Source organism: Paenimyroides baculatum, assembly GCF_008629655.1.
In the GTDB taxonomy this organism is placed as follows: Bacteria; Bacteroidota; Bacteroidia; order Flavobacteriales; family Flavobacteriaceae; genus Flavobacterium; species Flavobacterium baculatum.
The window spans coordinates 39,847-59,796 of sequence record NZ_VWSG01000003.1 but is presented as its reverse complement, the minus strand read 5'-3'; the positions used below and the strand labels follow the sequence as shown (position 1 = coordinate 59,796).

24 protein-coding genes are annotated in these 19,950 nt (G+C 33.7%); 11 read left to right on the top strand and 13 right to left on the bottom strand.

What is annotated here, in order from left to right; all coding sequences use genetic code 11:
• Positions 1 to 39 precede the first annotated feature (39 nt).
• A complete protein-coding gene (locus F0460_RS04835) occupies positions 40 to 246 on the top strand; it encodes a hypothetical protein (protein ID WP_150010832.1) in 207 nt (68 codons plus the stop codon).
• Positions 247 to 354: 108 nt separating this feature from the next.
• Here the strand turns inward: F0460_RS04835 and F0460_RS04830 are convergent, their stop codons facing one another.
• The 4 genes from F0460_RS04830 to F0460_RS04815 form a co-directional block, all read right to left on the bottom strand.
• Positions 355 to 840 carry a GNAT family N-acetyltransferase gene (locus F0460_RS04830; RefSeq protein WP_150010830.1) on the bottom strand — a complete coding sequence of 162 codons (486 nt, stop codon included), beginning with the start codon at positions 838 to 840 and terminating at the stop codon, positions 355 to 357.
• 64 nt (positions 841 to 904) lie between these two features.
• On the bottom strand, positions 905 to 1,231 hold the full coding sequence (locus F0460_RS04825) for a DMT family transporter (protein ID WP_150010828.1): 327 nt from the start codon (positions 1,229 to 1,231) through the stop codon (positions 905 to 907).
• Positions 1,232 to 1,237: 6 nt separating this feature from the next.
• On the bottom strand, positions 1,238 to 2,101 hold the full coding sequence (locus F0460_RS04820) for an SDR family oxidoreductase (protein ID WP_150010826.1): 864 nt from the start codon (positions 2,099 to 2,101) through the stop codon (positions 1,238 to 1,240).
• 70 nt (positions 2,102 to 2,171) lie between these two features.
• On the bottom strand, positions 2,172 to 2,732 hold the full coding sequence (locus F0460_RS04815) for a Crp/Fnr family transcriptional regulator (protein WP_150010824.1): 561 nt from the start codon (positions 2,730 to 2,732) through the stop codon (positions 2,172 to 2,174).
• A gap of 240 nt (positions 2,733 to 2,972) precedes the next feature.
• On the opposite strand from F0460_RS04815, the gene F0460_RS04810 reads away from it, so the two are divergent.
• From F0460_RS04810 to F0460_RS04790, 5 genes are all read left to right on the top strand, one after another.
• A complete protein-coding gene (locus tag F0460_RS04810; protein WP_150010822.1) occupies positions 2,973 to 3,692 on the top strand; it encodes a hypothetical protein in 720 nt (239 codons plus the stop codon).
• Positions 3,693 to 3,970: 278 nt separating this feature from the next.
• A complete protein-coding gene (locus F0460_RS04805) occupies positions 3,971 to 6,328 on the top strand; it encodes a TonB-dependent receptor (RefSeq protein WP_150010820.1) in 2,358 nt (785 codons plus the stop codon).
• 3 nt (positions 6,329 to 6,331) lie between these two features.
• Positions 6,332 to 7,501 carry a PepSY-associated TM helix domain-containing protein gene (locus tag F0460_RS04800; RefSeq protein WP_150010818.1) on the top strand — a complete coding sequence of 390 codons (1,170 nt, stop codon included), beginning with the start codon at positions 6,332 to 6,334 and terminating at the stop codon, positions 7,499 to 7,501.
• A 498-nt stretch (positions 7,502 to 7,999) separates the two neighbouring features.
• Positions 8,000 to 8,200 (top strand): CsbD family protein, encoded by a 201-nt coding sequence (locus tag F0460_RS04795; RefSeq protein WP_150010816.1) that lies wholly within the window; start codon positions 8,000 to 8,002, stop codon positions 8,198 to 8,200.
• Positions 8,201 to 8,582: 382 nt separating this feature from the next.
• A complete protein-coding gene (locus F0460_RS04790) occupies positions 8,583 to 9,572 on the top strand; it encodes an SDR family NAD(P)-dependent oxidoreductase (RefSeq protein ID WP_150010814.1) in 990 nt (329 codons plus the stop codon).
• Between the two features lie 88 nt (positions 9,573 to 9,660).
• Here the strand turns inward: F0460_RS04790 and F0460_RS04785 are convergent, their stop codons facing one another.
• Positions 9,661 to 9,867, bottom strand: coding sequence for a DUF2158 domain-containing protein (locus F0460_RS04785; protein ID WP_150010812.1), 207 nt, complete (start codon positions 9,865 to 9,867; stop codon positions 9,661 to 9,663).
• Between the two features lie 176 nt (positions 9,868 to 10,043).
• Here F0460_RS04785 and F0460_RS04780 point away from each other — a divergent pair, with 176 nt between their 5' ends.
• Positions 10,044 to 10,244, top strand: coding sequence for a hypothetical protein (locus tag F0460_RS04780; RefSeq protein ID WP_150010810.1), 201 nt, complete (start codon positions 10,044 to 10,046; stop codon positions 10,242 to 10,244).
• A 151-nt stretch (positions 10,245 to 10,395) separates the two neighbouring features.
• On the opposite strand, the gene F0460_RS04775 is transcribed toward F0460_RS04780, so the two are convergent.
• Entirely contained in the window at positions 10,396 to 11,172 is a 777-nt protein-coding gene (locus F0460_RS04775) for a DUF3050 domain-containing protein (RefSeq protein ID WP_150010808.1), read from the bottom strand.
• A 133-nt stretch (positions 11,173 to 11,305) separates the two neighbouring features.
• On the opposite strand from F0460_RS04775, the gene F0460_RS04770 reads away from it, so the two are divergent.
• Complete coding sequence (locus F0460_RS04770) at positions 11,306 to 11,599, top strand: DUF202 domain-containing protein (RefSeq protein ID WP_150010806.1); 294 nt, start codon at positions 11,306 to 11,308, stop codon at positions 11,597 to 11,599.
• Positions 11,600 to 12,040: 441 nt separating this feature from the next.
• On the top strand, positions 12,041 to 12,400 hold the full coding sequence (locus F0460_RS04765) for a nuclear transport factor 2 family protein (RefSeq protein WP_150010804.1): 360 nt from the start codon (positions 12,041 to 12,043) through the stop codon (positions 12,398 to 12,400).
• Positions 12,401 to 12,679: 279 nt separating this feature from the next.
• On the opposite strand, the gene F0460_RS04760 is transcribed toward F0460_RS04765, so the two are convergent.
• The 3 genes from F0460_RS04760 to F0460_RS04750 all read right to left on the bottom strand — a co-directional run bounded on the left by F0460_RS04760 (position 12,680) and on the right by F0460_RS04750 (position 15,096).
• The gene (locus F0460_RS04760; protein WP_150010802.1) at positions 12,680 to 13,282 is read right to left on the bottom strand and encodes an NAD(P)H-dependent oxidoreductase; all 603 of its coding nucleotides are present in this window, start codon (positions 13,280 to 13,282) and stop codon (positions 12,680 to 12,682) included.
• A 21-nt stretch (positions 13,283 to 13,303) separates the two neighbouring features.
• Positions 13,304 to 13,996, bottom strand: coding sequence for an NAD(P)H-dependent oxidoreductase (locus F0460_RS04755; protein ID WP_150010800.1), 693 nt, complete (start codon positions 13,994 to 13,996; stop codon positions 13,304 to 13,306).
• A gap of 233 nt (positions 13,997 to 14,229) precedes the next feature.
• Positions 14,230 to 15,096: a helix-turn-helix domain-containing protein gene (locus F0460_RS04750; RefSeq protein WP_150010798.1), complete on the bottom strand. Its 867-nt coding sequence runs from the start codon at positions 15,094 to 15,096 to the stop codon at positions 14,230 to 14,232.
• 537 nt (positions 15,097 to 15,633) lie between these two features.
• On the opposite strand from F0460_RS04750, the gene F0460_RS04740 reads away from it, so the two are divergent.
• Positions 15,634 to 16,338, top strand: coding sequence for an SDR family oxidoreductase (locus F0460_RS04740; protein WP_150010796.1), 705 nt, complete (start codon positions 15,634 to 15,636; stop codon positions 16,336 to 16,338).
• Positions 16,339 to 16,596: 258 nt separating this feature from the next.
• Here F0460_RS04740 and F0460_RS04735 read toward each other — a convergent pair whose 3' ends face one another.
• The 3 genes from F0460_RS04735 to F0460_RS04725 form a co-directional block, all read right to left on the bottom strand.
• Entirely contained in the window at positions 16,597 to 17,118 is a 522-nt protein-coding gene (locus F0460_RS04735; RefSeq protein ID WP_150010794.1) for a DNA-3-methyladenine glycosylase I, read from the bottom strand.
• 111 nt (positions 17,119 to 17,229) lie between these two features.
• Positions 17,230 to 17,547 carry a nuclear transport factor 2 family protein gene (locus F0460_RS04730; protein WP_150010792.1) on the bottom strand — a complete coding sequence of 106 codons (318 nt, stop codon included), beginning with the start codon at positions 17,545 to 17,547 and terminating at the stop codon, positions 17,230 to 17,232.
• A gap of 20 nt (positions 17,548 to 17,567) precedes the next feature.
• Complete coding sequence (locus F0460_RS04725) at positions 17,568 to 18,359, bottom strand: SDR family oxidoreductase (protein ID WP_150010790.1); 792 nt, start codon at positions 18,357 to 18,359, stop codon at positions 17,568 to 17,570.
• Between the two features lie 128 nt (positions 18,360 to 18,487).
• Between F0460_RS04725 and F0460_RS04720 the strand changes: the two genes are divergently transcribed.
• Positions 18,488 to 18,856, top strand: coding sequence for a winged helix-turn-helix transcriptional regulator (locus tag F0460_RS04720; protein ID WP_150010788.1), 369 nt, complete (start codon positions 18,488 to 18,490; stop codon positions 18,854 to 18,856).
• A 57-nt stretch (positions 18,857 to 18,913) separates the two neighbouring features.
• Here F0460_RS04720 and F0460_RS04715 read toward each other — a convergent pair whose 3' ends face one another.
• Positions 18,914 to 19,801 carry a CorA family divalent cation transporter gene (locus F0460_RS04715; RefSeq protein ID WP_150010786.1) on the bottom strand — a complete coding sequence of 296 codons (888 nt, stop codon included), beginning with the start codon at positions 19,799 to 19,801 and terminating at the stop codon, positions 18,914 to 18,916.
• Positions 19,802 to 19,950 lie beyond the last annotated feature (149 nt).

Sequence of the window (19,950 nt, the reverse complement as noted above, 5' to 3'; positions counted from 1 at the left end):
TTACATAACAGCATTTAAGCTGTGACAAAATAATTTACCATGGAAAATAATCCAAAACAAGAAGGTTTCAAAATTACAAATTGGGATGCATCGTCAAAAAAGTTAAAAGAACAGTTTTCACAATTGACAGACGCCGATTTAAAATTTGAAGCAGGTAAAGAAAACGAATTGTTGAACCGTATTGAAACACGTATCAACAAAAAAAGATCAGAAGTTATTGATATGATTAACAAACATCAGAAATAGGGTTTGGTTTACTATCAAAAGAATATTATGAATAATTGATTAAAAGCGGACAACTGTCCGCTTTTCTTTTGAATCATTTTTAAGGGTTAACTATTGTAGTCTGTAAGTTCAATTGTTTAACTGGTATTCAACTTCGTTGTCTTCTAAATCTGCTGTCTTAACAAAATTAAGTCGTTCAAGAAGTTTTACTGCTTTTATATTTTCATTTGTGGTTACTGCCCAAATCTTTTTTAAACCCATAATGTTCAGCCCGTAATCAATTGCAAGCTTCATAGCCTCTGTCATAAAACCTTTTCCGTAAAATTGCGGAAGCAGTACACAGCCCAATTCGCCTTCACCTTTGTCTAAACCTCTGTAATAACCGCAGGTTCCTACAATTTCATTTGTAGTACTATTAATTATACCCCAATGTATCGAGTTGCCATCAACAATATCCTTATCAATTTTTGCCTGCATTGCAGTAGCTTCTTCAATTGTTTTGGCTTGCAAAGCATCATAAAAACAAATACTTACAATAGCCGGTATATCTGTGGAAGTAATTTGTCGTAGTAAAACTTTGTCGTTTTTTATGGTTGGGTAGGGTGAAAGGTTCATTTTTCAAAGGTCGTATTTTATTTGATGTAAAAAACAGCGAATCTTAAAGAGAATATATTGTTTTTTAATGAGCCGTTTTCGAGAAGAAATTCATAATCACAACACCTGCAACAATAAAAGCAATTCCAATAATTGCTGGTAAATCTAATTTTTGTTTGAATACCACCACCGAAACAGCAGCTGTAAGCACAATACCTAAACCTGCCCAGATAGCATAAGCCGTACTTAACGGTATAGCTTTGAGTGCTAACGAAAGAAAATAGAAACTACTAATGTATGCTACTGCGAAAATACTGGTTGGAAGCCATTTTGAGAACCCTTCTGATACTTTCATAAAGCCTGAACCGGTTACTTCTAAAATGATTGCTAAAGCGAGATATAAAAATTTCATAACAATTTAAGATAACAATGTTTGTTTTATATAAGTTTTTAAATCTGTTGGTTTACGCCCCAATAATTTTTCTAAATCTGAAGAAAAAATTTCATATTCGCCATTTTTAATAATAGCTGCCAGAAGCTTTGCATACCAGATACTGCCTTCATCTATACCAGATGCTCTTAACTGTGTTTCATAATCAGCGGGTGCCGGATTTGTATATGAAATTGTTTTTCCTGATACTTCAGAAAACATTTCTGCGATTTCTTTAAATGAGTAGGAGGGAAGAGCCGATGTGATGTACGTTTTATTACCGTGACCATCGCTCGCTAAAACATTTGCAATCGCTTCTGCCATATCGGTTCTTGTTGCAAAGCTTGCTTTCCCGTTTCCTGCAGGTAAATAAATTCCCGTTTCTAAAACTTCTTCGCCTACAAAAAACGGAATGGTTTCAGAATATAAGCCATTCTGAAAAATGGTATAAGTTATTCCGCTTTCAATGATATAGTTTTCGGTTGTGATATAAGAGTCTACCAAAGGACCTAATTTCGAATCTGCAATATTTCTATTCAACGCCCCGCTGGTGTAATAAATCTGTTCAACACCTGCCTCTTTTGCGGCATCAATTACATTTTTATGGTCTGTCAACGCATCATCGCCACTGCTGCTAATTAGCAGTAATTTTTCCACGCCTTGAAACGCTTTTGCAAGTGATTCTTTGTTCGAATAATCTCCAATTCGGACATTTACACCTTGCTCTGATAAGCTTTTTGCTTTGTCTTCATTTCTGAATAAACCTGCTATTTTGCTTGCTGTAACTTCTTTTAGTAAGTTTTCTATTACGGCATTTCCTAAATTTCCTGATGCTCCCGTGATTAGTATCATAAACTATTTTAATTTATGATGCAAAGGAAGCTGAAATATAAATCGACTTTTTTGACAAAAGTCAAAATCGTTATTTTCTTCTTATGCGGCTTAATGTCTCTTGGGTGATACCTAAATACGATGCAATATGACCTAATGAAATACGCTGGATGGCATCGGGTTGAAATTTGAGTAAGGAATGATAGCGTTGCTCTGCGTTTTCGGTTTGTAGCGAACCAATGCGTTCTTCTAAAATAACACAAATTTCTTCAGCTATTTTCCTGCCAATGGTGTTCATTTTCGGAAACCTTTTGTACAAATCGTTCAGATCTTTACTTGTAATATAGTAGTAAGTTGAAGGCTCTAAAAATTGAATATTTTCATAAGATGGTTTATCGTAAAATACTGGAAATGCAGAACCCAAAATAATGTTTTCAAATCCAAACCAGGAGTTAACTTCCCGGTTATCTTTAATGTAATAAGCGCGCACAAGACCCGTTTCAATAACAAATAAACTAGAAACAATTTGTCCTTGTTTTAAAAAGAAATCGCCTTTTTGTCTGGTTTTACACTTAACATAGTTATTCAGTTCCTCTTCAATTTCAGGTGATAAGTTCCCGTATTCTTTGAATTTATTTATTAAGGCGTTCATTTTGTATCGGTTTTCGCACTTTAGATGGGTTACTTGTTTCCAATCATTTTATATTAGGATAATTCATTAAAATAGATTGGGTTTCATTAGACTAAATTACAAAAGATAGGCGTAAGAATATTTACTCAAGTTTGATTTTTAAGGCAGTAGTAAGTTTTTTCAATTTTATACTTCTATAACTTTTAGCTTAAAAATCCGAAATTATCCTCTATATTTATTAGATATTTTTAAATTTAATTTATGAAAAAACTTTTACTTTTAATACCGCTTATCGTATTAAGTTCGTGTGCAAGCAAACTCGTTGATTTTGCCTTAAAAAAGAATGGAGTATTAGACACCAAAGCTGTTCTTCAACCATTAGAATATGATGATAAAAAAATTGTTTTTTTAAATATGATACATCTGGGTACAAAAGAATACTATGAAGATGTTAAATCAAAGATCGACAGTTTAGAGAATGAAGGTTTTTTCGTGATGTACGAAGGTCTTTATTTAAGAAAAAGCGAAAGGATAATTAAAGAAAACGATACTGTAAATTATTTAAAATTCAGAAAGGTGATGGGCATTGACCCTTTGGTTGAGTATTCTAAAATGAAGCCTTTCTCTGATTACATTGTAAAATACGATTTGTTAGACCAGCCGGATTATCCCGAATTGGGAATTACTTCAAAAAATTCAAAAGCAGTAGATCTGCCTATGTCTGTTCTAATTTCTGAATTAGAAAAAGAAAAGGGAATAGTTCAATTAAGTCAGTGCGATTATAATTCGAAGTTGGGAAGCGGCGCATACACTTGTGGTAAAGTAAATAAAGACCTGCAAAAGTATATGTTGGAAAGCATTGTTTTAGATAAAAGAAATAAAAATATTGTAGAACAGATCAAACAATCATCCAGTAAAAAAATAGTTGTTGTGTACGGTAAAAATCATTATTCCGGAATACAGAAAATGTTACAGCAGTAATAAAGGAAGAGGATGCGAAAGCATTCTCTTTTATCTTTTAAGAACAATTGTTCTATAATACTTTAAAACTCTTTAGATAGCAGCGTCTGCTTAAGATCCGTCGTAAACTGATATATTTTTCTTTACAGAAAAGTGAATACAAAAGACCATTTTATTTTTGAAGTAGGCTTTTATCATTTTTATTTAGAATTGATAAAAATAACCAACAAGAAGTTTTAATGGCATTTTTATAAAATATATATTTGCGTAAAATTTAACAAATCTAAATAAAATCAAAAATGAAAGACGTTCAAACTGTTAGTCATTTCCTGAAAACATCCCGCAATTTAAGATACACTATACTGCTGTTACTGTTAATCTCCGGCTTTCAAAATGCATGGTCGCAAAACATTCAATTTCAGGTTTCGTCTAACAAAGCTCCAATGCCAAATGTTTTAATAACACAGAATGATAGCATTATTGCAACAACAGATTCGCAGGGAATTGCACAGATAGAAAAAAGTAAGATAACTAATACTACCTTGTGGTTTGTGGCAGATGGGTACAAAGAACAGTTTGTTACAATTCCGGCTGAAGTTGATCAGACCTTTTTTGAATTTTTTTTGGTTGAAGATGAAAGCCAGCTCGATGAAATCATCATAACGGCAGGTCGTAAACCAGAACATATTTCAACGGTTCCATCATCTGTAACCATATTAAATCAGCAGGACATTCAATCTCAAAATAATATCACATCCAATCTTGCAGCAATTTTAGGAAACGCTGTACCGGGTTTGGGCACATCAACAAATAAAGCAACTAATTCTGGTCAAACTTTAAGAGGAAGGGCTGTTTTGGTATTGGTAGACGGTATTCCGCAGTCAACTCCTTTAATGAATGGGGCAAGAGATTTACGTACTATTGACCCTTTGGTTATTGAACGTATCGAAGTAATAAAAGGGGCTACTTCTATTTACGGAAACGGATCCGGAGGTGGAATTATCAATTACATCACAAAAAAGAATAAAGACGAAAAAGCTTTTGGCGGACAAACGGTTGTTGGTACATCGGTAAATCCTTTGCATGGAAAAGAAACACTGGGGTACCGTGTAGCACAGTATTTTAACGGTAAAAAAAATCGTTGGGATTATACTTTTGGCGGAAGTGTTGATTACACCGGTTTACAAAGAGATGCAGACGGTTTGCCATTGGGACAAACAGACGGTTTGTCTAATTCATATCAATACAACGGGTTTTTAAAGTTAGGCTATCAGATTAGCGATCATTCAGCATTGAGTGCTATGTACAACTATTATGGTAGCACGCAACATGCAAAGTATATAAGTAAAAACGGAGTGTACAGACAATCACCAACAATTGGTGTTTCAGGTGAAGAACCGGGAAAACCGGCAGGTACACCCTACAATCATAATGCAATGCTAACGTATTCAAAAGATAATTTATTCGGTACTACGCAGTTCGATGTTACCGCGTATATGAATACGTTTAGCTCTATGAATAGATATGTGGCTGCTGGAACAGCTTGGTACGGCCCAGGACAAACAATGATTAATTCTGATAAAAAAGGATTAAGAATTAATTTTAATACTCCATTTAACATCGAAAAAATAAGTGCTGAAGTTACTTATGGTTTAGATATTTTAAACGATGTAACGTATCAGGAATTAACAGATGGTCGCGTTTACATTCCAAAAATGAATATGGTGAATATTGCGCCTTACGCACAATTACGTATCGACTTTTTTGAGCACCTTATTTTTAAAGGGGGTATAAGATACGAAAATGCCGATGTAAAAGTAAAAGACTTTAATACCATTGCAACAGGTCCGGGTAACGAAGGAAGCATCTTTGTTTCCGGAGGAAAAATTCCTTACAGCGCTACCATGTTTAACGCAGGTTTACGTTATACCAAATACGGTTATTTTAATCCGTTTGTAAGTTTTTCACAAGGTTTTGCAATTAACGAATTAGGAAGGATTTTAAGAAGAGCTACAGAAAACACCATAGGTAATCTGGCAACAGATCCTATCATCACAAATAATTACGAAATTGGTTTTTCAAGCCGATACAGTATTTTCAATTTATCTGCATCGTATTACATCAGTACATCAGACCTTGGTGTAAACTTGGTTGATGTAGGCGGATATTTAATGCCTCAACGCGAACCGGAAGAAGTAAAAGGGTTCGAAGTAGCTTTAGTCGCACGCTTAACGTCAAACCTAACTATTGGTGGTACATACGCTTATGTAGAAGGAAAAGCAAAATTAGATAATGGAACAGAGATTTATTTAAACGGATCACGTATTGCACCTGCTAAAGCCACTGGTTTTGTAACCTACAAACCAACAGATAAATGGAATTTAAATCTTTTTTGGGTATTTACAGGATCTCGTGATCGTTTTCAGTTAAACGAAAAAGGAAAATACAATAATAGTGAAGGTTCGGTAAAAGACGTTAGCTTGTTTAATTTCTCCGGAAGTTATCAAATCGATAATCAATGGCGCGTTAGTTTGGGTATAGAAAATTTGTTTAACAGAAGTTATTATCCAACCGTAAGCCAATACCGCGCATTAGACGCAGAGTATGTTCATGGAACAGGCACAGTTGCTAACTTAAATGTGTATTTTAAGTTTTAGCGAATGGTAAAAAAAAGCGTTTTATGGCTGCATAAATGGCTGGGTTTATTGTCTGGATTGGTTGTTTTAATTGTCAGCCTTACAGGTTGTGTATATGTATTTCATGACGATTTAAAAGTACTCTTTTATCCTGATAAGTATTATATAGCACAACAGTCTGTAAACAATCAATCAGCGCAAGCTTTGCCTTTATCAACACTTACCGCAATTGCACAAAATGCGTTACCAGATGGTGAAGAAGTTAGCCGTATTGATTTATATCCTGCAAAAGACAGAACCTGGATATTTAGAGCCGTTAAAACCAATGAAGAAGCATTAACATACGCAGCTTACTTTAAATATAACAAAAGAGTTTTTATTGATCCTTATACGGGAAAAGTGCAGGCGATAGAAAATTCTAAAACCGAGTTTTTTCAATTGGTGTTGCAGTTGCACATGAATCTACTTCTAGGAAAAAAAATAGGGCATACGGTAGTTTCTGTTTCTACAATTATGTTTTTAATTTTAACGGTAACAGGTTTGGTACTCTGGTGGCCAAAAAAGTGGAAATTTAAAACACTGAAGAAAGGTCTTAGTTTTGATTTCAGTGTAAAATGGAAAAGGCTTAATTATGATTTGCATAATGTATTAGGATTTTACAGTTTGCTTTTTGCACTGCTTTTAGGTTTTACAGGTCTGCTTTTTTCATACCCCTCTTTAAAAGAATTTTACAGTAATTCTTTTAATAAACTAAGTACGAATGAACCTGCTAAAACAATTTTTTTTAATACTGTTCCACAACAAAAGGCGAGCAGCTTAGATAATGCTTTAGTATATACCCTTGCTAAGCATCCATTTGCAGATATGATGTCTGTTCGTTTAAAAAAGAACGAAGATTTGCACGATATTCAGGTACGTATACTTAAAAACAGAACCGGAAGTTTTGTTTGGTATTATTTTAATAAAAATAACGGGCAGATCGCTAAAATAAAAAGTTCTAATGAAACAATGGCAGGCGATTGGTTTGCAGGCATGAATTACGACCTGCATACAGGTTCTTTTGGCGGTATTTTTACAAAGATTCTGTACTTTTTAGCTTCTTTGGTTTGTGCTTCATTACCGGTAACAGGGTTTATTATTTGGCTAAATAAAGGTAAAAAAGCTAAAAAAAGCAAAAGCTTCAAAGCTAAGTAGTATAAACCCCAGTTTAATTTGTTTTCAACAATTATTACGAAACGATGGGCGCAAGGGTTATTCGTACAGTCCGCGGAAACTTAATCGCCGGTGCGATTGGGGAATATAACGGTAAATTTATGGTAAATCAAATGGTTTTAAGAGTACCGTATGACGGAATTTTAACTTTCATGCACTTCTGTTACCGTAAAAGAGTAATTGGTTAAAATTTCTACAAAATGTACATATTCGAAATAGTATAAATTGTGTATTAATATTATTATTATTATTACAGTTTTAAAAAGATATAAATAAACTAAATAAATTATTGTTGTAACATTTTTTATCCTAGATATAATGTTGTTTATGTGCTTTACATTATAGTCTTGTAGCATATTTACTTGAGCAGTATTACACAAAAAATATGATGTAAATGATACTAAATTTGGATACCTAGAAGTAATTTTTGCATCGTTTTTGTTTTTACCAAAGCAAGTTTAATCATAAAAATATATTGCTATGGACAGATTAGAAATGGAAGGAAAATGGAACCGAGTTAAAGGAGCTGTAAAACAAAAATACGGTGAATGGTTTGATGATGATAAAGCCTTTGCAGAAGGAAAATACGAAGAAATGTTAGGTAAAATGCAGGAAAAATCTGGCAGAACGCGCGAAGATATCGAGCGTGAAATTAGGGATTGGGACGAGCGTTCTATCTAAATTTATTTACAGTAGACAACAGTACTTAATTACCACCCTTAACGGGTGGTTTTTTTTGATTGAGGTATTCAAACTTCCATTGAATATGCGCTGACTGCTGATTTAAAAAATGTTAGCAGGAAAAATCTTTGTAAAAAGATTGCTATAGCAATCTGTAAATTACATATATTCAAGTTAAAATCGTTAGAAACCTACTTTATAATAACCACTTTAATTTAGTTAATTACAAACTACTTAAGTTGCTAATAGTGTTCTCATTATTGCGTAGTTGCTTTATATAATTATAAAACAAACAATTACATATGTTAATATATGCCGGTTCTTTAGCTTACAAAGCGCTGTAGTGGCACAATAAATGTTTTATTATTTAAAAACTATAGCTATGGATACGAAACAGCACATACAAAATAATATTGGCGGTAAAGTAATTGTAATTACAGGTGCAAGCAGTGGAGTAGGGCGTGCAGCTGCCGAAACCTTTTCAGCAGCGTGTTGCAAAGTAGTGTTGGTTGCCCGCGGACAACATGGAATTGATGAAGTAATAGATATTTGTACTAATTTGGGAGCCGTTGCTATAGGTATTTCTGCTGATGTATCTGTTGCAAAAGACGTAGAAAAAATCGCTGAAAAAACTTTGGAACATTTTGGTAGGATAGATGTTTGGGTGAACAACGCCGGAGTTATGGCAAATGGCAAATTCGAAGAGATACCTATGGAGATTCATGAGCAGGTAATTAAAACAAATCTTTTCGGATACATGCACGGTGCGTACAACGCCATAAAAATCTTTAAAGAACAGCAGTACGGTATTCTTATAAATAATATTTCTATAGGTGGAATGATGCCTGCTCCGTTCAGTGCTGTTTATTCCTCGTCAAAATACGGTATAAAAGGAATGATGGAAGGTCTTCGGGCAGAAGTATCTAATCATAATGATATTCATATTTGTAATATTTATCCGCAACTGCAAAATTCTACCGGTAATCTGCACTCTGCAAAATATTCTGGTTTTAAAATGGGTATTTCTCCATTAGCTTCAGATCCACGCCTTACGGCACAAACAATGTTAGAACTTGCTGGGGATCCTAAATCTGATGTGTATCCTGATTTTAGTTCCAGACTTATCACAACAATCTATCGTATTTTCCCAAAACCGTTCAGTTACGCAGCGTTTGCATTTGTTCGTATGATGATGAACTTTCAGAAAGGACCAGATGTACAAGGAAATATATTGCAACAATCTAAAGAACCTTTAAGAATTTATGGTAAGCCAGAGTTGAAAAACCACAGTTCGTTTAAAAAGAAAGTTTTAATAGGTGCCGGTGTGGGTTTTGCATTGGCATTATTAATAAAAAGTAATAAGAGACAATAAATTTATAAGAAAAAAAAAACACTTTCAAAATGTTGAAAGTGTTTTTTATGTAATTTAAAATAAAGCTTCTAGATCTATAGTAGTTCAATTAATTCTCTTTTGTAAGACTTAAAGCATCTTGTGGAAATTTCGATTCAAATTTACTGTTGTATTCAAACCAAACAGTGGTAACAATTCCTTTAAATGGTAGTTTTTTTCTTGTTACCGCGTGTATATTTTCTGCAACGGTAATTGTCATTTGTGGTCCGCCACTGTTTAATTCCACAACATCTCCAATTTTAAATTTAGGTTCCATATATCATTGTTTTGTGTTAAATCGTAATTTAAGCTGCAAACTTTATACCTTTTACCAAAATTTGTGTCACATTGGCATGTAAAATTCAATACAAAACAGTTTTAAGTATTTGTTTTTAAAAGAAATTTTAGTTGTAAAAGTTGTGTTTTTAGGTAACAACAATAAAATAATAAGCTATGAAAAAACTAAAAACGTACACAGGCGATTCTACTTTTATTACTGTATTTGAAAACGGTTACCACCTGATTAATAACGGCTATTATGTAATAAGGGCAGATAAAGGTACTGCAGTAGATGCTGCTACAGCAAACAGTAAAAACGTGCTGATAAAAATTAACTCGCATTATTATTTGTTTGAAATGAATGATGAGGTTTAAAAAAAACACTGCTTTTTTTGACAATTTAAAGCGGTACAACCAAATCAGCTTACGGAATATATCAAAAGAAGAATACGATAGCTATCGCAATTAATAACAAAACCGATCCAGATGATCGGTTTTGTTGTATCGTACTTTAATATTTTTAATTTTAATGACTGTTTTTATCAATTAATTCTTCAATCGCATCCCATAATCTTATCCTTTTTTCTAACGATGTAACTGCTGTTTGTGCAGTTTCATTCCATCTTACAGCATCATTTCCGCATAAGTAGGCAATCATCTCAAATGCCATGGGACCGTGCTCGTCTGCGTCCAGTTCAATATGGCGTTCAAAGTAATAAACAAGATCGGTAAGATCGGTATCTTTAAAACGCAGTTTAAATTCTTTAAGCATTTCTGTAAACATATTCGGTATCAGGTCTTCACGCCCAAAAGTAAATGCAGCGGCTATTTCATGGGGGTTGCCTGCTTTAATAACCTCAAAAGTAAATGTTAGAAATTCTTTGATATTTGGGTGAAGCGTGCTCAATTTTATCGCATTAAATATATCTGTTTCCTGTACGCTTTTTAAAAAGGTTTCAATTTGTACGGTATCGGTATTGCTTTTGCGCATAGCTTCCAGATACATTTCAAAATGGCTCAATCTTTTTCCGTCTAAAGTTAAATCAGATTCTTCTGCAAGAACAATTTCGTTGATAAGGTAACGAACTTCAGGATTGGGAAAAGCAAACCATGGGCTTGTTGTACAGGTAAGTTTTGATTGTAACGCTTTTAACAACGACATAAAATCCCACACGGCATAAACATGAACCTTTAGAAATTGTTGCAAATCGGCAATGGTAACAATCTTTTTGTATAAGGAATGGTTGATGAGTTTTTCCTTTTGGGGCTGTATGTAACTGTTTATTTCGTTTATTGAAGTCATGATATTTTTTTGCAAAGATAACGTATCGCGCCTGAAAGAATTCTAATAATACACGAATCTTGCAGTTTACATTCAAAATAGATTTTCAAATGAATGTTGCTATCTTTGTAGAACGGGGCTTAAAAAATCAATTATGAATAAAGATCTTATTTTACGAGAAAAATTAGCACTTCAACGTACACATTTGGCAAACCAAACCGCTTTGCTGGCATTTGTTAGAACGGCAATGTATTTTTTCGTAGCAGGTCTTTCTATAGATAGTTTTTTTAAATTTTCCGAAACGCATTTGGTAATGTGGACGTTCTTTATCATTTCTTTTATGCTGTTGCTTTACGGTGTAGCTAATTATTTTAGAAACAAAAAGATGATTAAATTAAGCGAACAACACATTGGAGATTATAAGACAGAATATCTGAATAGCAATTAAACGGCTGATGTTTATTTCTTATAAAACTATTGTAGTTTCGTTTAAAAGACATTTCATTTAACAGCTTAATTCAATTTAATGACGGTTTTAGGGTGTTAATTTCAGTATAAAACCTACTTGAGAAATGTTTTGTTCGGTATTTTATAACTTCGTTAACTTTGTAAATAGCGTATGTTTTGTATCTTTAGGTATAAATCTTTTTTATTTTAGTAATTAGGGGCATCAATAAAAGATACGTATTGATGCCCTTAACTATAATTATATAATAGCTTACATGTGTTGTGTTGAATGTTTTTAGTTACAAACCATTCAATCGTTTTAATTACACGTTTTATTATTTGAAACGGCAATGATAAATTTATTTGATAAAATTAAAGGAAGTCATTCTATAACAACTTCCTTTACAATCAACTAAACAATCTAACAATTAAACAAACAAATATGAGTAACGCAGCAATTTTACATGAAGCAAACGAATTTGTAAAAAAAGGAAAATACGAGAACTTTTTAGCCTATTGTACAGAAGATACCACATGGGTTTTTATTGGTGATCGAATACTATCGGGTAAAATGGAAGTTCTAAATTACATGAAGGAATTTTATTGGGAACCACCTGTGTTTACTGTTGATACAACGGTGGGAAAAGACAATTTTGTAATCGTTACAGGTCAGATAACTTTAAAGAGTAAAGATGGAGCTGATACCCACTATGATTATTGCGATGTTTGGAAGTTTGAAAATGGAAAAATAGCAGGAGTAAAAGCATATGTCATAGAAAAAAAAGATAACCTTAGCTTTTAGTTTTTTAAAAAATATAGATGTAATTCTGTTAAAAACTCTTATTTTACTTTTATTTAGCTTCCTTTTAACTGGTTTTTAGTGATTTAAATGATATATTTATACTTTCATAACAATTTCTTTTTTAAGGATAAGCAACTGTGTTTTTATAAACCTAGTTGCTTATTTTTTTTAAATCATTATTTTAAGGTTTAAACTTAAGTAACGAAGAATCTTTATCTTATGGTTTCCAGCCTTTTATAATTGCTGTTATTTTAGATCAACCGCTTTGAAATGATGCACTTATATCAAATTTTTATCCAAATGTTTCGGATAATTTTCCAAACATCCTACAATGTCGCCATCTTTGAAAATGTCAAAACAATTATAGTCAGCCACGATTTCAACACCGCAAAAACGATAATTGCTGGTAATTTGAATAAGAACATCTGCCGTACTTCTACCTTCAAAAAGTATTTGGTTGGGATCGTCGAAACTTGCTTTCGGTGCATTCCAGGTGGAAGAAACCATAAACTTTTTTCCTTGCATTTTTCCGCCTGTTCCATATTGTCGGGTTGCATCTTCACGGGTTCTGCCATCGCCTGAAAGAAATTTAGCACTGTGCAATCCGCTGTTAAAAACTTCATCCACATATTTTTTGTAAATCCACGGTGCACCAAACCAATTTATTGGTGTTTGCAAAATGATAAAATCCGCTTCCAAATGTTTTTCTACTTCTTCGTCTGCATTGTAACCGTCTTCTACTTTGGTTTCTAAAACTTCAAGTCCTTTGGATAGGAAAAATTCTTTTGCTTTTTGGTGGAAAGCGTCATTCAATAAACCTTCCGACCAGTTTGGATAGTTTAAATGAGTATTGATTAAGAGTACTTTTTTATTTGATTTCATTGTAATTGCTATTGAATAAATTTATTTAATGTTGAACACTTTCTGCAAATAGGCAGGATAATTTTCTAAATCTTCCTTGATGTGTTTGTTGTGATACACATCGTAACAATAATGTCCGGGAACCACTTCAAAGCCCGTGAATAAATAGTTTGCAGCTATATTAAACAAAGCATCATCGGCTGACTTACCTTTCCAAAGTGGATTTTCAGGATTGTTGAAACTTTCTTTTGGTGCATTCCAAGTGGCAGAAATCATAAATTTTTTGCCCTGCATTTTTCCACCCATTCCGTATTGTTTTGAACCTTCGGCTTCTGAACGACCATCGCCGGAAAGGAATGTTTTGCTTTTCAATGCACTGTTAAAAACTTCATCTACATATTTTTTGTAAATCCAAGGCGTATTTTCCCAATTCACGGGCGTTTGCAGAATGACAATATCGGCTTGCAAATGTTTTTCAACTTCCTCATCTGGATTGTAACCATTTTCAACTTTTGTTTCCAAAATTTTGTAATTTTTAGAAATGAAAAAGTCTTTGGCGACCTTATAAAATGAAGCATTCAATTTCCCTTCAGACCAGCCTGGATAAGTCAAATGAGTGTTGATTAATAAAACCGTTTTCTGTTTAGAATTTTCTTTTGAAGGTTTAGTTTGTCCAAATAAATTGCTTCCGAATACTATTGCCACCAATGTTATGATTATGATTTTTGCTTTCATATTTTTATTTTAAAATGATAAGACAAAGGTAAATCCTTGCATTGCGACCCACGGAAACAGATTACTACAAAAAAAGAAACAAATTACTGATTACGAAAAAAACGTTCTGAAATAAGAGTATTTATAATTTTTATTTGGGCAGCTTAATCCGCCTTCCACTCCCGCTTTTTTGCTCGTCGTACCTCCTCACAAAAAGAGCTCCGTTCAAGTCGGGCTGCGAATTCCGCATGTTTTCAATTCTTACCCATCGCTTGCAATCTAAATTCTTTTGGTGTAAGATTCACTTGTTTTTTAAAAAATTTTGAAAAGTAGTTAGGGTATTCAAACCCCAATTCATAAGCCACTTCGGTTGTGTTCATTTTTTGATTTTCAAGCAATAATTCTTTGGCTCGTTTAATCATATAATCGTGAATATTTTCCAAAGCTGATTTCTGTGTAAAATGTTTTACAATATCGCCCAAATAATTTGCGGTTAATCCTAACTTATCTGCAAAATATTGCACATTCGGAAGTTGCGAAACCGGTTGATTGTAATAATCGATAATGCTTTGTTGAAAATCGGTTACGATGTGATTGTATTGTTTTGGGTCAGTAGAAAATTGTCTTTTATAATACGCTTCTACCAGCGACACCAACACATTTACATAAGACAACAAAACATTGAAATTTCGTTTTTCGCTTTCGTAATATTTCATCATCAGTTTAAAAACCGCAGCAATTTCATCCACTTCTTCATTCGTTAAATACAAAGCTTCGTGTTGTCCATAATCCAAATACGTTTTAAATAAATAACGATTTTCTTCAATAAATTTCTTTGATAATTGCAGATACATTCCGCTGTAAGTTGGTTCCACATCCCAACCAGCAGGAACAACCAGATTAGGACTGTTGAAAAACACAGCAGTAATCGGTTCTCTATTTGGCGTTGTTTTATTGACAAGATTTATTTTAATAGAAATTCTGTAAAAATCCACCGAAATTGGCTCCGACTTCGACAACATATTTGGCGGGTCGTAAAAACCAACGTCAATGTCGTTGTCAAGAGGTTTGTTTAAACCAAGGTATTCATTATAAGATTTAAAGTCTTTGAATTCTTTCATTTTACAAAAATATAAAATTGACTATGATAACAATATGTGCTTAAAATAAAATATTTTTATTCAATTTTCTACGATTTTAGCTGTAATCAATTAAAGACTGCAAGAATTCCAATGGAGATATACTCGTTGTCTATTTGTAAAGAGTACCGTAAGACTGTGAATGCTCAAATCCCAGTTCATTAGCAATTTTACTTATAGATAATTTCGTCTAGAAAAGTTTCTCTTTTGCTTTGCTCATGAGCTTTTCGTAGATATGTTGCTGTGTATTTTTTCCGGTTTAGAAAATAAATCACTCAAATTATTTGGTGAAATATAATCACAAAAAAAGAGGTTGCAGTAAAAAACATACAACCTCTTAATAACCAAAAAAACACTTATGAAGTACAAAGATACTAATTTTGTATGCGCGCATATAAAATTTTGATATTTTTAACTTTCTTATTTTATTTACATATCCGGTTAACGAACTAATAGTAAATATTTAGATACCTTTACAATACATGAAATATTGATATAATTAAAACCATATAGATAAAAATGCAGAATATAGAAAACAAAGTGGCTTACATAACCGGAGGAACCAAAGGGATAGGTTTTGGCATTGCAAAGGCATTGCTGGAAAACGGAGTTAAAGTAGCAATTTCGGGTAGAGATATCGATGCTGTTGAAAAGGCTAAAGAGGAATTAGGAAATCAAAATATATTGGCTTTGAAATCAGACGTTAGAAATTTTGACGATGAAATGAAAGCGGTCGAAAAAATCATTGCTACCTACGGCAAGTTGGATATTGTTATTGCAAATGCAGGGTTGGGAAAATTTGCACCGGTCGACGAAATGTCTTTGGAAGATTGGAATGTCATGATAGATACCAATTTAACAGGAGCCTTCCATACGCTTAAAGCAACAGTAGAACAGTTAAAACAAAACAAGGGATATTATTTTTCAATCGCCTCATTGGCAGGAACAAACTTTTTTGCACAGGGGGCAGGTTACAATGCATCAAAATTTGGTGTAGTTGGTTTTACACAGGCTGCAATGTTAGATTTGCGTAATTACGATATAAAGTGCACAACCATTATGCCGGGTTCTGTAACATCGCACTTTAACGAACATATTCCTAACGAAGCAGATGAATGGAAAATTCAGCCTTCAGATTTAGGACAAATGATTGTAGACTTATTAAAAATGAACCCAAATGTTTTGCCAAGTAAAGTAGAAGTTCGTCCTACGAAAACAAAATAGATCGTTATTAAATGATTTAATTTTAATTAGTGATATGTTTTTTTAAAAGGCATTGCCAGCAGCAGCAAAAGTAGAATCAGAATAAATAAAAAATATCATATTCCCTTCTTCTCCAAAAAGAGTTGAAAAGAGCAGGAGGGACTGATATTTTGTAAATAGAGTATTATTAAGATTTAAGAGCATGCAAAAATGCTCTTATTGTTGTTTGCTATTAAGATGTACTAATTTTGTAATGCTATCTTTCTTTTCTTCTAATGATCATTTCGTCCACATTGGTTTTTGTTCTAAAATTTCCTTAAAAACAGGGCAATCATCATCATGGGCACCGCGAAGGTAACCAATGCTCATTAAAAACTCGTTAACAATTTCGCCTCCTGTAAAGCGGAATGTTTTCTTGAATAATTTAACCCATTCTTCTTTGGTTTTTGGATGATGATGTGCTAACCATTTTTCAAAAGAACCAAACTCTTTCTGCAAAAGAAGAATTGCTTTTGCGTTTTCTATTGCGGCATTTACTTTTAGTTTGTTGCGAATAATTCCTGCATCAGCCAACAGCCTTTCTCTGTCTGCTTCGGAATATGCTGCAACTTTTTCGATATTGAAATTGCTGTAAGCATTTCTAAACGATTGCTCTTTCTTCAAAATCGTTTCCCAACTCAATCCGGCCTGATTGATCTCTAAAATTAATCTTCCAAATAACTCGTTTTCATCGTGGATTGGGAAACCATAGTGGTTGTCGTGATAGTTTTTGTGCAAAGCCTTTTTTTCTTCGGATTGCATATTTACAATAGCTGTACAATAAGACACTCTTAGATCTGATTTTATTGTTTGTGGTGATTTTAAAACTTCTTTTCTTAAGCAAAAAGAAATGGCTAAGATAGCCATTTCAATTTATCCTGTAATCTTCAATGATTGTATCAATTCGTCAATTATCTGTAAATGGTAATTCAATACAATTGGGCTTCCCGGAAAATTGCCTGAAGTTTCTGCTGATAAGATATTTTCGGTTTCGTTATAGTATAACGGCTTCATTGTAGCCTGATATTCTCTATTGGCTTTGTCAATCCAGTTTTCTATTTCTTTTCTCCCATTGTGTGTTTTGCCTTCGTCAAAAACAACGGCAGTTTCTGTAAAACATGCTGCATAAGCAACACTGTCAAAATTGTTTTGCGCTTCTGTTAATTTTGCAATTACTTTAGGTAAGTTCATTTTTTAAGTTTTTAATATTATTAAATTGTTGGCACGGTTCCGCCATCGATTATAAATTCAGTTCCTGTTAAATAACTGGCTCTTGGTGAAACAAGAAAACCAACCAATTCAGCAACTTCTTCTGGTTCGGCAGGTCTGCCAAAAGGAATTCCGCCCAAAGCATCCATTACACCTTGTTGTGCTTCTTCTACCGTACTGTTCGCGTTTCTTGCAATTTCACCCAGCCATGCTTTCGATGCCGAGGTATTGATCCATCCCGGAGAAACAGTGAGCACACGAACTCCTTTTGGTGTTACTTCGTTCGATAAGCTTTTACTGTAGTTGATCAAAGCAGCTTTTGATGCCGCATAAGGCAAAGTAGAATCATACAACGGTAATTTACCCTGAATGGAAGCGATGTGAATGATAACACCACTTTTTCGTTCAATCATTTGTGGTAAAAATCCTCTGTCCAATCGAACAGGAGCAAGCAAATTTGCTTGTAAGGTCAATTCCCAATCTTCATCCGATAATGCAGCAAAGCCACCGGCAGGAGTGGTTGAAGAACCAAGGTTGTTCACCAAAATATCCAGTCCGCCATAAGTTGTAAGTACTTCACTGATTACTTTTTGTGCATCTGTTGCCTGACTTAAATCAGCAGTAATAAAATGCAGGTTGCCGTTTTCTGTTTCGGGTGCGTTTCTTGCCGTGATGATGACGGTTGCGCCAGCCTGTAAAAGTCTTTCTGCTATTGCTTTTCCGGCTCCTTTCGTTCCGCCTGTTACCAAAGCAATTTTGCCCGATAATTCATTGTTGAAATTAAATTGTTCCATTTTTAAGAATTATTTATAGGGCAAAATTGAGGTATAAAAACAGTTTGGACAAGTACGGAATTACGATTCAGATAGGGATAAATTTTTCCCCTATTGCACAATTTGGAACATAGGTTTACATTTGTCTTATGTATGAAAGAAAGATTTTACCAAATCTGAATTGTGGTTTAGATTTAATAGGGGAAGTGCTGTACGGCAAATGGAAAATCCGTTTGTTGTGGTTTATCGATCAAGGACATCAGCGCCCCAGTGAGTTACAACGAAAAATTCCCGATGCAACAAGACGTGTCTTAAATATTCAATTGAAAGAATTGGAAGACCACGAATTGATTACTAAAAAGATTTATGCGGTTGTGCCACCAAAAGTAGAGTACAGTTTGACGGAATTTGGTAAAACGGTAATTCCTGTAATTGCTGCGTTGGGAATGTGGGGCGATGCAAATGAAGAGCGTTTACGTGATGTTATTTTAAGGCGATTGAAGTCAGAAAATAACTAATCATATTTTTCACTTTGTAACGGTTTTTAAAACATGCAAATCATCAATTTTACCATCCTATAAAATCTTTTTTCGCTTGAACCAAAGAAATATTATAATTGCAATTACAAGCATTACGGTAAGTGTGGCAAAATAGCCCAAATGCCATTCAAGCTCTGGCATATAATCGAAATTCATACCATAAATCCCTGCAATAAACGTTAACGGCAGAAAAAAGGCCGAGAAAACGGTAAGTAGCTTCATAACATCATTGTTCTTCTGCGCATTTACACTGTGATACGAATTTAGCAGGTTATTGGCATCTTCCAGAACTTCATCGTAACTAAGTATCAAGCTTAAAAGATGGTCTTTTATATTTTGTTGTGCTGTTCTCTGCTCATCTTTTACCTGAATCTGGTTTACTACATTCTGAAAAATCTGTAACAGTTTTTTTGTAATGCGTGCCTGCGCTTTCAAAAAGTAAAGGTTTTCAATAGAAACTTTTGTATAGTCTTTTAAAAATATTACTTTTTCAAGTTCACTTATTTTTGTATCCAGTTCTTCGAAAGGCTGCTCATAAGAATTAACCATTTTAAAAATGATATGGAGTAATAGCTCTTCTACCGAAGTGAAAGATTTATCCTGAATGTTTAAGAATGCAAACGCAGTTGAATGAATAGTGATCAACTTTTCTTTATTAAAGAAAAAGGCAATTTTGTTAGAAAGCTCGGGAACGGTGCTTGCTCCGGTCTTAAAATTTGCAGTGAAAGCCCTTAGTACAATAAAAGTATATCGGTCATGGATCTCTATTTTAGGTAGGTGACCCGGCTGCAGACTGTCTTTGATCTGGAAATAATCCAACTGATATGCTTCAGCTATTTTTTTCAGCTCCTCTTTATCCGGTTTACAGATGTCGATCCATTCAAAATGGTTAAAGCTCTTCGTTATCTGATATTGTTTGCTCATTTATAAATCTTCTAAAATTTTCCCGGTGCAGCAAATTTAGCTTTATTTGTAATGATAGACTGCTACGCTAGTTAAATATTTTGACATTTAATTAGCCCGATTACTGTTGACTGAGTTCTAAAATTGATATCCTTTCTTGCTTTTGCATT

Coding starts and splice junctions, on each gene's coding strand:
- F0460_RS04835 (WP_150010832.1), top strand. CDS start 40: ATGGAAAATAATCCAAAACAAGAAGGTTTCAAAATTACAAATTGGGAT.
- F0460_RS04725 (WP_150010790.1), bottom strand. CDS start 18,359: ATGGAACAATTTAATTTCAACAATGAATTATCGGGCAAAATTGCTTTG.
- F0460_RS04740 (WP_150010796.1), top strand. CDS start 15,634: ATGCAGAATATAGAAAACAAAGTGGCTTACATAACCGGAGGAACCAAA.
- F0460_RS04805 (WP_150010820.1), top strand. CDS start 3,971: ATGAAAGACGTTCAAACTGTTAGTCATTTCCTGAAAACATCCCGCAAT.
- F0460_RS04750 (WP_150010798.1), bottom strand. CDS start 15,096: ATGAAAGAATTCAAAGACTTTAAATCTTATAATGAATACCTTGGTTTA.
- F0460_RS04820 (WP_150010826.1), bottom strand. CDS start 2,101: ATGATACTAATCACGGGAGCATCAGGAAATTTAGGAAATGCCGTAATA.
- F0460_RS04825 (WP_150010828.1), bottom strand. CDS start 1,231: ATGAAATTTTTATATCTCGCTTTAGCAATCATTTTAGAAGTAACCGGT.
- F0460_RS04800 (WP_150010818.1), top strand. CDS start 6,332: ATGGTAAAAAAAAGCGTTTTATGGCTGCATAAATGGCTGGGTTTATTG.
- F0460_RS04830 (WP_150010830.1), bottom strand. CDS start 840: ATGAACCTTTCACCCTACCCAACCATAAAAAACGACAAAGTTTTACTA.
- F0460_RS04760 (WP_150010802.1), bottom strand. CDS start 13,282: ATGAAATCAAATAAAAAAGTACTCTTAATCAATACTCATTTAAACTAT.
- F0460_RS04730 (WP_150010792.1), bottom strand. CDS start 17,547: ATGAACTTACCTAAAGTAATTGCAAAATTAACAGAAGCGCAAAACAAT.
- F0460_RS04790 (WP_150010814.1), top strand. CDS start 8,583: ATGGATACGAAACAGCACATACAAAATAATATTGGCGGTAAAGTAATT.
- F0460_RS04775 (WP_150010808.1), bottom strand. CDS start 11,172: ATGACTTCAATAAACGAAATAAACAGTTACATACAGCCCCAAAAGGAA.
- F0460_RS04815 (WP_150010824.1), bottom strand. CDS start 2,732: ATGAACGCCTTAATAAATAAATTCAAAGAATACGGGAACTTATCACCT.
- F0460_RS04770 (WP_150010806.1), top strand. CDS start 11,306: ATGAATAAAGATCTTATTTTACGAGAAAAATTAGCACTTCAACGTACA.
- F0460_RS04795 (WP_150010816.1), top strand. CDS start 8,000: ATGGACAGATTAGAAATGGAAGGAAAATGGAACCGAGTTAAAGGAGCT.
- F0460_RS04715 (WP_150010786.1), bottom strand. CDS start 19,801: ATGAGCAAACAATATCAGATAACGAAGAGCTTTAACCATTTTGAATGG.
- F0460_RS04780 (WP_150010810.1), top strand. CDS start 10,044: ATGAAAAAACTAAAAACGTACACAGGCGATTCTACTTTTATTACTGTA.
- F0460_RS04735 (WP_150010794.1), bottom strand. CDS start 17,118: ATGCAATCCGAAGAAAAAAAGGCTTTGCACAAAAACTATCACGACAAC.
- F0460_RS04755 (WP_150010800.1), bottom strand. CDS start 13,996: ATGAAAGCAAAAATCATAATCATAACATTGGTGGCAATAGTATTCGGA.
- F0460_RS04720 (WP_150010788.1), top strand. CDS start 18,488: ATGTATGAAAGAAAGATTTTACCAAATCTGAATTGTGGTTTAGATTTA.
- F0460_RS04785 (WP_150010812.1), bottom strand. CDS start 9,867: ATGGAACCTAAATTTAAAATTGGAGATGTTGTGGAATTAAACAGTGGC.
- F0460_RS04765 (WP_150010804.1), top strand. CDS start 12,041: ATGAGTAACGCAGCAATTTTACATGAAGCAAACGAATTTGTAAAAAAA.
- F0460_RS04810 (WP_150010822.1), top strand. CDS start 2,973: ATGAAAAAACTTTTACTTTTAATACCGCTTATCGTATTAAGTTCGTGT.